Origin of the sequence: Deinococcus metalli, assembly GCF_014201805.1 — a bacterium.
GTDB classification, from domain to species: Bacteria; Deinococcota; Deinococci; order Deinococcales; family Deinococcaceae; genus Deinococcus; species Deinococcus metalli.
The window spans coordinates 61,885-75,181 of the sequence record NZ_JACHFK010000009.1 but is presented as its reverse complement, the minus strand read 5'-3'; the positions used below and the strand labels follow the sequence as shown (position 1 = coordinate 75,181).

Here is a 13,297-nt window from a genome sequence, read left to right as displayed (position 1 = left end):
TGCGCGCATGCCGGTCACGCTGCTCGACCACGTCGCCATCGCCACTCCGGACCTCGACGTGGGCAGCGCGCCCTACGTGGCGCTGGGCCTGCACCCCGAGGGGCCGGACGAGGACGTCGAGTCGCAGGGCGTGCGCGTGCGCGCGTTCCAGGTGGGCGACACCCTGATCGAGCTGCTGATGCCCACCCGCCCGGACAGCCCCATCGCCACGTACCTCGAGAAGCGCGGCCCCGGCCTGCACCACACCGCGTACCGCGTGACGGACCTGGACGCCGAGGTCGCGCGCCTGCGCTCGGGTGGCGGGCGGTTCCTGCGGGAGGAGCCCACGCCGGGCCGCGCCGGGACGCGCGTGACCTTCCTGCACCCGAAGTGGGGCCAGGGCACCCTGATCGAACTCGTGGAGCACCCGGCCGGAGCCGCGCAGTGAGGCGCAACTGCGGCCGCTGGATCCTGGCGGCGCTGCTGCTGGTGGGCGCCGACTGGCACGTGCTGCACACGGACCTACCGGGCAACTTCTCGAACCGCGCCGCGCACCTGCTGCTGCTCGCGCTGCTGGGCTTCGCGCTCGCGCGCGTGGTGGGGCGCCGGGGCGTGGCGCTGGCGCTGTGCGCGTGGTGGAGCGCGGCCCTGCAGTGGCACCTGGCCTTCGTGCCGGGCCACGAGGTCGGCGTGAACGTGTGGCTGCCGGACGTGCTGGCCGCGATTGCCGGCGCGTGGTGGGCCGTGCGCCGGCCGGCCCTGGCAGCGCGTGTGAACGGCGTCAGGAGCGTCGCAGTTTTGTCAGACATTCCCCGGTAGGCTGCCAGTGATGACCGCCGTGACCTCCGCACACTCCCCGGCCGGTCACCACGCCGCCCTGCTGGGCCGCCTGCTGGCGCAGCTCGACAGCGTGATCCTGGGCAAGAGCGGCCAGGTGAGACTGGCCCTGACGTGCCTGCTCGCGCGCGGCCACCTGCTGATCGAGGACCAGCCGGGCGTGGGCAAGACCACGCTGGCGCACGCGCTGGCGCGCACGGCCGGCCTGCACTTCCGGCGCGTGCAGTTCACCGCCGACCTGCTGCCCGCCGACTTGACCGGCGTGAGCGTGTGGGACGGCGTGAACGGCGTCTTCCGCTTCCACGAGGGGCCAGTCTTCAGCGAGGTGCTGCTCGCCGACGAGATCAACCGCGCCACGCCGCGCACGCAGGGCGCGCTGCTGGAGGCCATGGAGGAGGGGCAGGTGTCGGAGGGCGGCGTGACCCGGCCCCTGCCGCGCCCCTTTTTCGTGATCGCCACGCAGAACCCCGCCGCCTTCGTGGGCACCAGCCCGCTGCCCGAGGCGCAGCTCGACCGCTTCCTGATGACCGTCACGCTCGGCTACCCGGACCCGGCCGCCGAGCGGCAGCTGCTGGAGGGCGGCGGGCGCAGCGTGACGGTGCGTGACCTGCCGCCCGTGCTGGACGCGGCCACGCTGCTCGCCATGCAGGCCGAGGTCGACCGCGTGTACGCCGCCGCGCCGCTGCTCGATTACCTGCAACTGCTGGCCCGCGCGACCCGCACGCACCCGGCCTTCGCGGCGGGCCTGAGCCCGCGGGCGCTGCTGGCGCTGCTGGCTGCGTCGCGCGCGTGGGCGTATCTGCACGGCCGCAGCATGGCGCTCCCCGAGGACGTGCAGGCCGTGTTCCCGGCGTTGGCCGCCCACCGCCTGCCGCTGCGCGATCCGGCGCACGACCTGCCGGGCCTGCTGCGCGCCGTGCTGACCGAGACGCCGATTCCCTGAGCGGTGCCATGACCGCGCCCGCCTCGCCCATGACATCCGACGCCGCGTCGCCCGCTGCTGCGCGGCCGATGCGCGCCCGCATGGGCCTGACGCAGTTTGGCCTGTCGTACCTGCTGCTGGTGCTGCTCACCCTGATCGGCTGCGTGAACTACGACCTGAGCCTCGGCTACGGCCTGACCTTCGTGCTCGCGGGCGTGTGGGTGGTCGCGTCCGGACAGGCCGCGCGGGCGGCCCGGCGCGTGACCGTCCGTGTGGGGGCACCCACCGCCGCTGTCGCGGGCGGCGAGGCCGTATACACCGTGCACTTCGGCGCGCCGGGCCGCGACGTGCCGGTCGCGGTGGTCGTGCGGACCAGTCAGGGCGATACGCGCTACGTGAACGCCCGCGTGCGCGCCGGCGAGCCGTGCGCCGTGGCGGTGGCGGTGCCCGCCCGCGTGCGCGGCGACCTCACGCTGACCTCTGTTCGGGTGAGCGCGCTGGACGACCTGGCGATCTGGCAGGCCACGCTGCGCCCCGCGCCGGACGCGGCCTGGAACGTGACGGTCCACCCCGCACCGGAGGTGGGCGCGCCCCCGCTGCCTCCGCACGCTCCGGGCGGCGTGGGAGACGGCACCCGGCGCACGCGTGGCGACGAGGACTTTGCCGGCCTGCGACCGTACCACCCCGGCGACTCGCCGCGGCAGGTGTCGTGGCGGCACGTGGCGCGCACTGGCACGCTGCTCACCCGTGAGACGGACGCCCCCCTGGGCCGCGCCGTGCACCTCGAGTGGCACGCCACCGAAGGCGCCGGGACCGTCGAGGCGCGGCTGTCGCGGCTGGCCGCGTGGATCGCGGCGCTGCGCGCGGCCGGGCAGCCGTTCGCGCTGAGCCTTCCCGGCCACACCCTGCCCGCCGCGTCCGGCGACGCCCACGCCGCCCGCGCGCTGGACGCCCTGGCCCGCGTGACGCCCCGGCCCGCCGCGCCCACCGCGAAGGTTGGCCGAACGTCCGATCCCACCGGGCTGAGCGCGTCCGCGATGCGCTCCACGCTGATCGCGCTGGCCTTCACGCTCGCGCCGGCCGTGCTGCGCGAGCCCGTGTGGATCACGGCCCTGATCGCGGGCCTGCTGCTGCACACCGCCTGGCGGGTGCGCCGGGCCCGCGCGCCGATTCCCACGTGGGCGCTGGGCGTGGTCGCGGGCGTGAGCGCGGCGCTGCTGGCCGGCACCTACGGCACGCTGCTGGGCCGCGACGCCGGCACGGCCCTGCTGGCGCTGCTGGCGGCCCTCAAGACCGCCGAGAGCCGCACGCGCCGCGACGCGAACCTCCTGATCCTGCTGGCGCTGTTCGTGGCGAGCACCCACTACTTCTTCGGGCAGGGCCCGCTGACCGCGCTGCACAGCGTGCTCTCGGCGTGGGCACTGCTGGCCGCCGCCGCCCGCTGGACCGTGACCGCTCCGCCGGAGCCGCCGCTGGAGGAAACCGCCAGCGCCGCGCAGGCGGGCACGCTGCTCGCGCTGGCGATTCCGCTGGCCATTACGCTGTTCGTGCTGTTCCCCCGGCCGTCCGGGCCGCTGTGGCACCTGGCGGTGCAGGGTGGGGCCTCCACCGGGCTGGCGAACGAGATCACGGCTGGCGAGTACAGCGCGCTGGCCCAGAACCGCGACGTGGCGTTCCGCGCGGACTTCCAGGGGCCGGTGCCGCCGGTCTCGGCGCGCTACTGGCGCGGCCCGGTATACGAGTCCTACGACGGGCAGCGCTGGGGACAGATCCGGCAGGGCAGCGCGTCGGCCAGCGTGGACTTCGGCGGCCCCACGTGGACATACACGCTGACGCTGGAACCCACCAGCAGTCCGTGGCTGCCGGTGCTGGACGCGCCCAGCGCGCTGCCGGCCGGCACCTTCATGACCACGAACTTCCAAGCGTTCATGGTGCGCCCGCCCTCGACCCGGCAGCGCGTGACGGTGCAGAGCCGCGGCGCTCGCCTGGGCCTGCGCGAGTACGACGAGCGGCTGCGCTACGACACGGCGCTGCCCCAGGGCGAGAGCCCGCGCGCCGTGGCCCTGGCCGCCACGTGGCGCTCGCTGGCGCCTGAAGACCGCGTCCGCGCCGCGCTGACCTACTTCCAGCGGGGCGGCTTCGCGTATACCCTGACGCCGCCCACCCTGCCCCGGCACGACCGCGTGGACGCCTTCCTGTGGGACTCGAAGCAGGGCTTCTGCGAGCACTACGCCAGCGCCTTCACCTTCCTGATGCGCGCCGCCGGCCTGCCCGCGCGGATCGTCGGTGGGTACCTGGGCGGCGAACTCAACCCGGACGGCGGCTACCTGATCGTGCGGCAGCAGGACGCCCACGCGTGGAGCGAGGTGTGGCTCGCCGGGCAGGGCTGGGTGCGCGTCGACCCGACCGCCCTGATCGCGCCCGCACGCGTGAACGCCGGTGTTCAGACGGCCCTGAGCGCGCCGCAGGCGACCGCCGCGCCCGCGCCTGGCCCCATGCAGCGCCTGCAACTGCGCCTGGACGCTGTCCAGAACCGCTGGGACGACGTGATCATCGGCTACGGCGGCGAGCAGCAGCAGAGCCTCCTGAGTCGCGTGGGCCTGGGCGATGTGGGGGGGGCGCGCTACGCCGTGGTGCTGACGCTGCTGCTGGCCCTGGCCCTGCTGCCCGCCGCGTTGTGGCGCCGCCGACTCGCCGTCCCGAACGACCCGGCCGCCCGCGCCCTGCACGACCTGACCGTGCGCCTGCGCCTGCCCCGTGAGCCCGGCGAGACGCCCAGCGCGTATGCCGAGCGCGCCCGCGCCCAGTGGCCTGCACTTGGCCCGGCCCTGGACGCCGTGGTGCGGGCGTACCACGCGGCCCGCTACGCCCCGGGCGACCACGCGGGCGCCGAGCGCGAGGTGCGCGCCGCCGTGCAGCGCATCCGCCGGCCATCACGCCAGGATTGATTCCAGTTGCCCGCCGCGCCCTGCCGTAGCATGGGCGGGTGAACGTGCCGCGCTCCGCTTTGTCTGTCATCGCCGGCTGCTCGGCCGCCCTGATCGCGTACGCGGTGATCTTCGTGCGGGGCGACCTGGGCGGCGTCATGACGTACCTGCGTGCCCGCGCTGCTCTGCGCCACCTGCGCGAGGCAGGGGCGGGGAGCGCCGCCATCCAGGCCGCCCGGGATCACCTCACGGCTGTCGGGATGCAAGTGGGGGACCCAGCCTTGGCCGCCCGCCTGATCCCGCTGGCCGCGCTGCTGGGCGTGGTGGTGGGCGCGCTGGTGTGGCGGCTGTTCAGCGCGCAGGCCGCCCGCCCGGCCGTCAGTGCCCAGGAGCGCATGGTGGAGCGCTTCGCCCACCGCAATGGGGGCCGCTTCACGCTCGACGACCTGAGCGCGCGCAGCCCGCTGTCGGGCGAGCAGGCCCGCGCCGCGACCGCCCGCCTGACCGCGTCGGGCCGCCTGACCCGCGACGGCGACACGTACCGGCTGTCATGAGGAGCCGCCGATGACGCCCGACGATCTCGCTGGCCTGCTGGACGAGGCGAACCACGACCCGTGGGAGAGCGTGAGTTCGGCCCTGGCCACCATCGACGGGCAGCCACACCCGCGCGTGGGCTGGCTGACCACCCACCTGCGCGCCACCAAACACGAGTCCTGGACGGCCATTGCCGCCGCCACCGGCACCCCCGCCCCGCCGGACGACGCCGGCCTGACCCGCCTGATGGCGTGGGAGGTCGGAGCTGCCCGCGCCCTGAGCCCGCAGGCGCTGGACACGGCGGTCGAGCACGCGGGCCGCGCGTTCACGGTGGCCGGGCTGCTGCGCGTGAACGCCCGGCACACCGCGTGGCACGCCGGACAGATCGCCGCGCTTGCCTCCCGCGATCGCCGGGCGTGACGTGCCCCGCGAGCGGCCCTTCCTGACCGAGCCCAGCCCGCAGGGCGAGGCCCCGGCCGGCGCGGTCCCGGACGCCCTGTACGACCTCGCGGTGAACCGCGCATGGCGCGTGGTGCGCAGTGTGGGCCGGCCGGACGCGCTGGCCGCGTGGCACGCCCGCACGCGCTTTGCCCGCCGGGTGCCGCTGGACGCCGTGCGCGCCGCCCTGAGCACGTATCCGGGCGCCGGCGAGTGGCACTGGGCCGGTGGCCCGGCCGGCGGCTGGGTGCCGGGCCGCGCGCCGGTTCCCTAGAGCCCCTGCGCGATGGTGCGCGCGGCGACCTCCACCGCCCGCGTGATGTCGTCCTGCGGCAGGTAGGGCAGCGCGGGCCGGTCGGCGGGCCACGCGAGCGCCACGGCCGCGTTCGCGGGCACGTGCAGGAACCCGCAGGGCACGGCTGAGCGCCCGGCCTGCGCCAGCCGGTGCCGCGCGTGGTACAGCACGAAGTTACACACGTACAGGCCCGCCGTGTTGCTGATGTGCCCGGGAATGCCCGCCGCGTGCCACGCGGCCACGACGGCCCGCAGCGGCAGGGTGCTGAGGTACGCGGCGGGCGCGCCGTCGTCCGGGCACGCGGGTACGTCGCGGTAGACCTGCCCGGCGTTGTCGGGAATCGCGAAGTCCATGACGTTCACGCCCACACGTTCCAGCGTGACCTGCGGCCGGCCCGCCGCCAGCCCCGTCATCAGGACCGCGTCCGGCGCGTGCGCGTCCAGCAGGGCGTCCAGCGCCCGTCCGGCCGCGTGGGGTTCCACCGGCAGCAGCGCCGCAGTGACGCGCACGGCCCCGATCTCCAGGCCGTCCAGCGCCCTTGCGGCGTGCGCGCTGGGGTTGTCCGGGTGCGTGTGGAAGGGCTCGAAGCCGGTCAGGAGCAGCGTGGGCATGCGCGGAGCATAGCGGCGCGGCCGAACCGTCACGCCGCACCCGGCATCCCGCACGCGCGCGTCCTATCCTGCCCCCATGCCGGAACTGCCGGAAGTCGAGACCACCCGCCGCCGCATCGAGCCGCTGCTGCGCGGCCGCACCATCCTCCGGGTCGAACACGACGCCCCGCACAAGTACCGCGACACGCACCTCGCGGTGGGCCGCCGCGTGCAGGCCCTGTCACGCCGCGGGAAGTACCTGATGCTGCACCTCGCCGCCGGGGACGCCGCCGAGGGCGATCCGCACGACCTGGAATTCATCGTGCACCTGGGCATGACCGGGGGTTTCCGGCTGGAGCCCGGCAAGCACACCCGCGTGACCCTCGAGACCGACGCCGGCACCCTGCACTTCGACGACGCGCGGCGCTTCGGCAAGATGGCGGTCGTGCGGCCCGGCGAGTACGCGGGCATGCCCACCCTGGCCGCAATGGGTCCCGAACCGCTCTCGGACGACTTCCGCGAGAAGGACTTCGTGGCGCTGGCACGGGAAGCGGGCGCCGTGAAGCCCTGGCTGCTGTCGCAGAAGCCCGTGAGCGGCGTGGGCAATATCTACGCCGACGAGGCCCTGTGGGAAGCGGGCATCCACCCCGCCCAGACGCGCCTCACGGCCGCCGAGGGCAAGCGCCTGTACCGCGCGGTTCGGGACGTGATGGGCCGCGCGGTGGAGGCCGGCGGCAGCAGCCTGGGCGACGGTATCGGCAACTACCGCCAGCACGACGGCGTACCCGGCGCGTACCAGCACGAGCACCACGCCTACGGCCGGGAGGGCACGCCGTGCGCCCGCTGCGGCACGGAGATCGTGAAGACCGTGCTCGCGCAGCGCGGCACCCACTCCTGCCCGAAGTGCCAGGTGCTGAAGGAGCGGGCGTGACTGACCTGACGTCCCTGCGCCTGTCGTACGCCCGCGCGGAGCTGCGCCGGGCCGACCTGAAGGCCGATCCGTTCGCCCAGTTCCAGGGCTGGCTGGATGAAGCCCTGGGCGCGGACCTCCTCGAGCCGTACGCGATGCAACTCGCCACGGCCGACGCGTCGGGCCGCCCGTCCATCCGCACGGTGCTGCTGCGTGGGGTCACGCCGGAGGGCCTGACCTTCTACACCAACTTCGAGTCGCACAAGGGCCGCGACCTGAGCGCGAACCCGCAGGCGGAGGTGGTGTTCTTCTGGGCGCCGCTGGAACGGCAGGTACGCGCCTTCGGCCCGGTGAGCCGCGTGCCGGACAGCGAAGCCGACGCGTACTACCACGTCCGGCCGCGGGACTCGCAGCTCGCCGCGCACGCCAGCGACCCGCAGAGCGCGCCGGTGCCCGACCGGGCCACGCTGGAGGCGACCTTCGCCGCCCTGGACGCCCGCCACCCGCACGGCACGGTGATTCCCCGCCCGGCCTTCTGGGGCGGATACCGCGTGCACGTGCAGGAATGGGAGTTCTGGCAGGGCCGGCCGAACAGGATGCACGACCGTTTCCGGTATGCCCGGCAGGGCGACGGGTGGCACATCGACCGGCTGCTGCCGTAACTGCGCCGGGGACTCTGGTCCGTACCTGTGGGCTGAACTGCGGTCGTCAGGACGTCCGGCACGCCATCCTGCCGGCCGTGAGCCACCTCTACACCGCAGAAGCGACCGCCACGGGCGGCCGGGCCGGACACGCCAAGACCACCGACGGTCGCCTGAACGTGGACCTCAGCGTGCCCGCTGGCATCGGCGGCGACGACGGTCCCGGCACCAACCCCGAGCAACTCTTCGCCGCCGGGTACGCCGCGTGCTTCCAGGGAGCGCTGGGCGTGATCGCCCGCCGCCAGAAACTCGACCTGGGCGAGGGCACCACAGTCACCGCGCGGGTGGGCCTTCAGCGCGCCGGCCTGTCGTTCGGGCTGGACGTGGAACTCGAGGGCCATTTCCCCGGCCTGACGCCCGAACAGGGCCTCGAGCTGATGGAAGCGGCGCATCAGGTGTGCCCTTACTCGGTCGCCACGCGCGGCAACGTGGAGGTGCGCCTCAGCGTGGCCTGAGCACGGTCACCAGATCAATTGGGGGGAATCCCGGCCATTGATCTGGGGGAGAGCAGATCACCGCGACGGACCACAGTGTGGGCGAAACGGCACACCGGTTGGAGTGCCGTTCCGTGAACCTCCCGATGGTCCTTCTGCTGACGGAGCCGCCCTCACTGGCCGGGGCTGCCCACCGCCCACGTGTCCAGGGCGGTCTCGCCGTCGTCGCCCAGCAGGGCGGCGCGTTCGGCGGGGGTCAGACCGACCATCACGCGGCGCAGCACCACGTCCACCGCCTGGTCCGCGCTCTCGTCCAGCGTCAGGCCGTCCAGCAGCGGCACGTCCTGCTTGCGGGCCAGGGCTTCAAGTTCCTCCTGCATCATGCGGATCTCGCGGAAGTAGCGCATGTAGCGGTGCATCGGGCGGCTCGCGGCGGTTTCGGCGTCGCGCGACTGGAAGTGGCGGCGGTGCTCTTCCTCGTCGGGCAGGCTCACCAGCATGGGAATCACCAGGGCGCCCTCGAAGGCCTCGGCGCGCAGGTAGCCGGGCACCAGATGCACGCCCTCGAGCACCAGCGAACTGCCCTCCTGCACGCTGCGCTGCACCACGGCCTGCAGCCCTACGTTGACCTGCTGCACCTGATCCCGGAAGCCTGCCAGCAGCGCCGCGCGCCCCGGCTGGTCCGGCCGCGCGGCCCCGGGCGGCAGCAGCGCTTCCCACGCGCTGAAGGTGCTGGCGTGCAGCGTGGGCAGCAGTGCGGGCGAAACCATGGCGCGCATGACCTCACGGATCGAGTCCGTGCTCACCACCCGCGCGATCCCCAGGCGGTACGCGATCTCGGCCGCCAGGAAGCTCTTGCCGGTGCCGCTCACGCCGCCCAGCAGCACGATCACCGGGCGCGGCGGGCGGCGGATCACGCGCAGCAGCCGGTAGCGGGCGCTGACGTCCGGGCCGACCTCGTCGCGCAGCAGCCGCTCGACCTTCTCGCGGATCACCCGGCTGCTCACCACGCGGTCCTCCGAGCCGCGCAGGTCGCGCTGCGTGACGCGCGCCACCCGCCGCGCCACATCCGGCGCGACGCCGGCCGCCAGCAGCGACTGCACCAGCAGGCCCTTCGAGAACGGCGTGGGGGCCGAGCCCCCACTGTCCTGCACGCCCAGCTTGCCGCGGTTGCGCCGCAGGAACCGGTACGTGCTGCGCAGGTGCTCGCCGTAGGTGGCTTCCAGCATCTCCTCGGTGCGGTTGTCGATGTCCTCGGCGCTCACGCTGCGCGCGCCGTCCCGCCGCAGCTGCACGTCCACCGCGCTGGCGGTGGCGTAGGCCTCGCGGCCGGTCAGGCCGGCGTCTTCGAGCGTGCGGGCCAGCACGCCGCGGCTGAACGGCAACTGGCCCTTCCTGGCCGTGACCTGGATGTCCACGAAGGCCGGCGTCTGCCGGGCCGCCTCGGCCGCGACCGCCGGGCCGGCCACGTCCTGCGCGACCTCGACCATCAGGGCCTGCAACTCGCCGGGCGAGACCAGCGTGCGCCGCGCCAGCCGCAGCTGCTGCTCGACCCGCCGCGCGGCGGCGGCGGCCTCGCCTGCGGGCGCCCCGGCGTTCACCAGGGATTCCACGATCAGACCGCGGCTGAATGGAAAAGCCTGGCGGCCCGTACCGATGCGCAGGTCAGGCTGGGTGATGGCAGGGAACCTCCGGGGTGAACTGAAACGCGCGCGTTCCTGCCCCCAGTGTACCTCCCGCGTCCGCCGGACGCGCTCCACGTCGGCGTGGCCGGCCAGTCGGGGTCAGGACGGCGTGCCCTCGCGCGCCACCGCGCCGTCCAGCAGCAGGTTCAGCGCCAGTCGCATCTCTTCTTTCAGGGGGCGGTCCGTGCCGTACGCCGCCCAGCGCAGCGCGACCATCAGGTACGTGTCCGCGATCAGGTTGCTGATGCGCTGCAGGCTCAGGTCCGTGCGCAGCTGCCCCGCCTGGTGCAGGGGCCGCAGGATCATCTCGATCACCTTGCTCAGCGGCAGCGCCTGGTATGCCGTGCGGGCGCGCTCGGGGTTGGGATTCAGCACCTCGTAGGCCAGCGGCGGGAACAGGTCGCGCTCGCTGGTGTTGTGGTCGGCCAGGCGGTCCCAGACCTCGTACAGCACGGCCAGGGGCGCGGCGCCCTCCTGCAACCGGGCCTCGGCGTGGTCGCGCAGGCGGTCCATCACCTCGCTGCCGTAGTCGAGCAGCACCGCTTCCTTGTACGGGTAGTAGTTGAAGAAGGTGCCGCGGGACACGTTGCTGGCGCGGGCGATGTCGGTCGCGGTGGTCGCCTGGAAGCCGCCGCGTTTGAACAGTTCGATGGCCACGCCGTAGATGCGGGCCCGGCGCCGCTCCTTCTGGCGTTCACGCAGCGAGGTAGAGTCCATTGCCCTCATGCTATACCCGGCAGTCCAAACTTACACCCCGTCCAAGAATGGCTGAGCTCCAGCGATCCCTCTGCGGGCGCCTGACATTCCCTCCGGCCGGGTGGCATAGGCTAAGCTCATGAGTGCGATCCTGGGCATCGACATCGGCGGCAGTGGCATCAAGGGTGCCCCCGTGGACACCAGTACCGGACAACTGCTCTCCGAGCGCGTCCGCATCCCCACGCCCGAGGGCGCCCGCCCGGCCGACGTGAAGGACGTCGTGCGCCAGCTCGTGGAGCACTTCGGCCTGCCCGGCGCGGTCGGCGTGACCTTCCCCGGCATCGTGCAGCACGGACACACCCTCAGCGCCGCGAACGTGGACAAGGGCTGGATCGGGCTGGACGCCGACACGCTGTTTACCGAGGCGAGCGGTCACGACGTGCACCTGATCAACGACGCCGACGCCGCCGGGCTGGCCGAGGCGAAGTTCGGCGCGGGCGCGGGCGTGCAGGGCACGGTCATGGTGCTGACCTTCGGCACCGGCATCGGCAGCGCCCTGATCCTGAACGGCACCCTGATTCCCAACACCGAACTCGGGCACCTGTGGCTGCGCGATAAGCACGCCGAGACGTGGGCCTCGGACCGCGCCCGCGAACTCGATGACCTGAACTGGAAGCAGTGGGCCAGGCGCGTCAGCACGTACCTGCAACACCTGGAACTGCTGTTCAGCCCGGACCTGTTCGTCATCGGCGGCGGCGTCAGCAAGCGCCCCGAGAAGTGGCTGCCGCACCTGCAGCTGAGCCGCAGCCGCGTGGTGCCCGCCCAGCTCCAGAACGAGGCCGGCATCGTCGGGGCCGCCATGATGGCCGCCCAGCCCCCGGGCCGGCCCGAACGCCCCGCCGGGCCGCTGGTCGGGCAGGCCACCGTGCCGCGCAAGCTCAAGGCCGAGGCGGCGCTGGACAAGCCGGCGGGCAAGCGCACCGCGCCCGCGCGCAAACCCAGCGCGGTCAAGCCGAAGAAGTAGGCCGCGGCGGGCCGCTGCCCTAGCATGCCCGCATGACTGCGCCCGGCCCGTACACCCCCCGCCTGCTCACCTGCGACGTGCTGTACACCGGCATGGGGGGCGGCCACGCGCCGGGCGGCGTGGTCGTGGTGGGGGAGACCGTCGCCGCGACCGGCGATCCGGCCGAGCTGCGCCGCGCGTACCCGCACGCCCGCGAGGAACACGTGGGCGGCGTGATCGCCCCGCCGCCGGTGAACGCGCACACGCACCTCGACATGAGCGCCTATGACTTCCAGGCGCTGCCGTACTTCCGCTGGCTGCCCGAGGTGGTGGTCGCGCAGCGCGAGTTGCGTGGTGTGGGGGGTGCCCAGGCCGGAGCCGACACGCTGGCCCGGCTGGGCGTCGGCGGTGTGGGCGACATCGTGTGGTCGCCGGACGTGATGGACGCCCTGCTGGACCGGAACGACCTGACGGGCGTGCTGTACTTCGAGGTGCTGGGCGCCTTCCCGGAGCACGCCGAGGAGCGCTTCGCAGCGCTGCGGGCGCGGATCGAGGGCTGGCGGGCGCGCGGGTTGCCGGAGGGCCTGCGCGTGGGTGTCACGCCGCACACGCCGTTCACGGTCAGTCACCGCCTGCTGCGGCTGGTGACCGAGTACGCGCACGGTGAGGGCCTGCCCATGCAGATTCACGTGGCCGAGCACCCCAGCGAACCCGAACTCTTCGAGACCGGCGCTGGCCCGCTGTGGGAGCACCGCCTGAAGCCCTTCACGCCTGACACCTTCGCCCAGGTGATCGGCCGCGACCCGGAGCCCGGACTGACCCCCGTGCGCTACCTGGACGAGCTGGGCGTGCTGGAGCGTCGGCCCACGCTGATCCACATGGTGAACGTCACCCTGGACGACATCGCCCGTGTGGCCCGCGCCGGCTGCGCGGTCGTGACGTGCCCGCGCAGCAACCACCACCTGGAGTGCGGTGTGTTTCCGTGGGCGGCGTACGCGGCGGCCGGCGTCGAGGTCGCCGTGGGCACCGACTCCGTCGCCAGCGGCGGCTCGCTGGACGTGCGGGACGACGTGGCCTTCGCCCGGACGCTCTACCCGGACCTCGATCCGCGCGTGCTCGTGCGCGCCGCCGTCAAGGGCGGCCACCGCGTGCTCGGCTCCCGTGCACCCTTCCTGCGGCGCGGCGAGCCGTGGCGGGACGCCTACGTGTGGTGAGTTTTCGGCGGCCGTTGCTCGGCCGCGTGGGAGCCGGCGCGGGACGTGCCCTTGCCCTCCGGCTCACGGCGGGCCAGGAACCCCAGAGCCGGCGGCCTGCTCACCGCCAGCGGAGGGTCGGCACTGAAAGCA

15 protein-coding genes are annotated in these 13,297 nt (G+C 73.9%); 12 read left to right on the top strand and 3 right to left on the bottom strand.

Annotated elements, in window-relative coordinates; translation table 11 throughout:
• Positions 1 to 7: 7 nt before the first annotated feature.
• Genes HNQ07_RS16550 through HNQ07_RS16520 form a run of 7 tightly spaced genes read left to right on the top strand, consistent with a single transcriptional unit; the run spans position 8 to position 5,911 of the window.
• A complete protein-coding gene (locus tag HNQ07_RS16550) occupies positions 8 to 427 on the top strand; it encodes a VOC family protein (RefSeq protein ID WP_184113790.1) in 420 nt (139 codons plus the stop codon).
• A complete protein-coding gene (locus tag HNQ07_RS16545) occupies positions 424 to 798 on the top strand; it encodes an antibiotic resistance protein VanZ (RefSeq protein ID WP_184113788.1) in 375 nt (124 codons plus the stop codon). The genes HNQ07_RS16550 and HNQ07_RS16545 overlap by 4 nt, the downstream gene beginning before the upstream one ends.
• Before the next feature lie 10 nt (positions 799 to 808).
• A complete protein-coding gene (locus HNQ07_RS16540; RefSeq protein WP_184113786.1) occupies positions 809 to 1,759 on the top strand; it encodes an AAA family ATPase in 951 nt (316 codons plus the stop codon).
• A gap of 8 nt (positions 1,760 to 1,767) precedes the next feature.
• A complete protein-coding gene (locus HNQ07_RS16535; RefSeq protein ID WP_229832137.1) occupies positions 1,768 to 4,686 on the top strand; it encodes a transglutaminaseTgpA domain-containing protein in 2,919 nt (972 codons plus the stop codon).
• A gap of 38 nt (positions 4,687 to 4,724) precedes the next feature.
• Positions 4,725 to 5,219 carry a hypothetical protein gene (locus HNQ07_RS16530; RefSeq protein ID WP_184113784.1) on the top strand — a complete coding sequence of 165 codons (495 nt, stop codon included), beginning with the start codon at positions 4,725 to 4,727 and terminating at the stop codon, positions 5,217 to 5,219.
• A gap of 10 nt (positions 5,220 to 5,229) precedes the next feature.
• The gene (locus HNQ07_RS16525) at positions 5,230 to 5,619 is read left to right on the top strand and encodes a hypothetical protein (RefSeq protein ID WP_184113782.1); all 390 of its coding nucleotides are present in this window, start codon (positions 5,230 to 5,232) and stop codon (positions 5,617 to 5,619) included.
• Between the two features lies 1 nt (position 5,620).
• Entirely contained in the window at positions 5,621 to 5,911 is a 291-nt protein-coding gene (locus HNQ07_RS16520) for a hypothetical protein (RefSeq protein WP_184113974.1), read from the top strand.
• Here HNQ07_RS16520 and HNQ07_RS16515 read toward each other — a convergent pair.
• Positions 5,908 to 6,543, bottom strand: coding sequence for a pyroglutamyl-peptidase I (locus HNQ07_RS16515; RefSeq protein ID WP_184113780.1), 636 nt, complete (start codon positions 6,541 to 6,543; stop codon positions 5,908 to 5,910). The two genes, HNQ07_RS16520 and HNQ07_RS16515, sit on opposite strands and share 4 nt — an antisense overlap.
• A gap of 76 nt (positions 6,544 to 6,619) precedes the next feature.
• Here HNQ07_RS16515 and HNQ07_RS16510 point away from each other — a divergent pair, with 76 nt between their 5' ends.
• The 3 genes from HNQ07_RS16510 to HNQ07_RS16500 all read left to right on the top strand — a co-directional run bounded on the left by HNQ07_RS16510 (position 6,620) and on the right by HNQ07_RS16500 (position 8,588).
• On the top strand, positions 6,620 to 7,453 hold the full coding sequence (locus HNQ07_RS16510; RefSeq protein ID WP_184113778.1) for a DNA-formamidopyrimidine glycosylase: 834 nt from the start codon (positions 6,620 to 6,622) through the stop codon (positions 7,451 to 7,453).
• Positions 7,450 to 8,094: a pyridoxamine 5'-phosphate oxidase gene (pdxH, locus tag HNQ07_RS16505; RefSeq protein ID WP_184113776.1), complete on the top strand. Its 645-nt coding sequence runs from the start codon at positions 7,450 to 7,452 to the stop codon at positions 8,092 to 8,094. Before HNQ07_RS16510 ends, pdxH begins: the two co-directional genes overlap by 4 nt.
• 77 nt (positions 8,095 to 8,171) lie before the next feature.
• Complete coding sequence (locus tag HNQ07_RS16500) at positions 8,172 to 8,588, top strand: organic hydroperoxide resistance protein (RefSeq protein WP_184113774.1); 417 nt, start codon at positions 8,172 to 8,174, stop codon at positions 8,586 to 8,588.
• Between the two features lie 152 nt (positions 8,589 to 8,740).
• On the opposite strand, the gene HNQ07_RS16495 is transcribed toward HNQ07_RS16500, so the two are convergent.
• Positions 8,741 to 10,246, bottom strand: coding sequence for an ATP cone domain-containing protein (locus HNQ07_RS16495; RefSeq protein WP_184113973.1), 1,506 nt, complete (start codon positions 10,244 to 10,246; stop codon positions 8,741 to 8,743).
• Between the two features lie 105 nt (positions 10,247 to 10,351).
• A complete protein-coding gene (locus HNQ07_RS16490; RefSeq protein ID WP_184113772.1) occupies positions 10,352 to 10,969 on the bottom strand; it encodes a TetR/AcrR family transcriptional regulator in 618 nt (205 codons plus the stop codon).
• Positions 10,970 to 11,087: 118 nt separating this feature from the next.
• Between HNQ07_RS16490 and ppgK the strand changes: the two genes are divergently transcribed.
• Both ppgK and HNQ07_RS16480 read left to right on the top strand, forming a co-directional pair.
• Positions 11,088 to 11,972, top strand: a complete 885-nt coding sequence (gene ppgK, locus HNQ07_RS16485; RefSeq protein WP_184113770.1) for a polyphosphate--glucose phosphotransferase — start codon at positions 11,088 to 11,090, stop codon at positions 11,970 to 11,972.
• Between the two features lie 32 nt (positions 11,973 to 12,004).
• Positions 12,005 to 13,165 (top strand): amidohydrolase family protein, encoded by a 1,161-nt coding sequence (locus HNQ07_RS16480; protein ID WP_184113768.1) that lies wholly within the window; start codon positions 12,005 to 12,007, stop codon positions 13,163 to 13,165.
• The last annotated feature ends 132 nt before the right edge of the window (positions 13,166 to 13,297 follow it).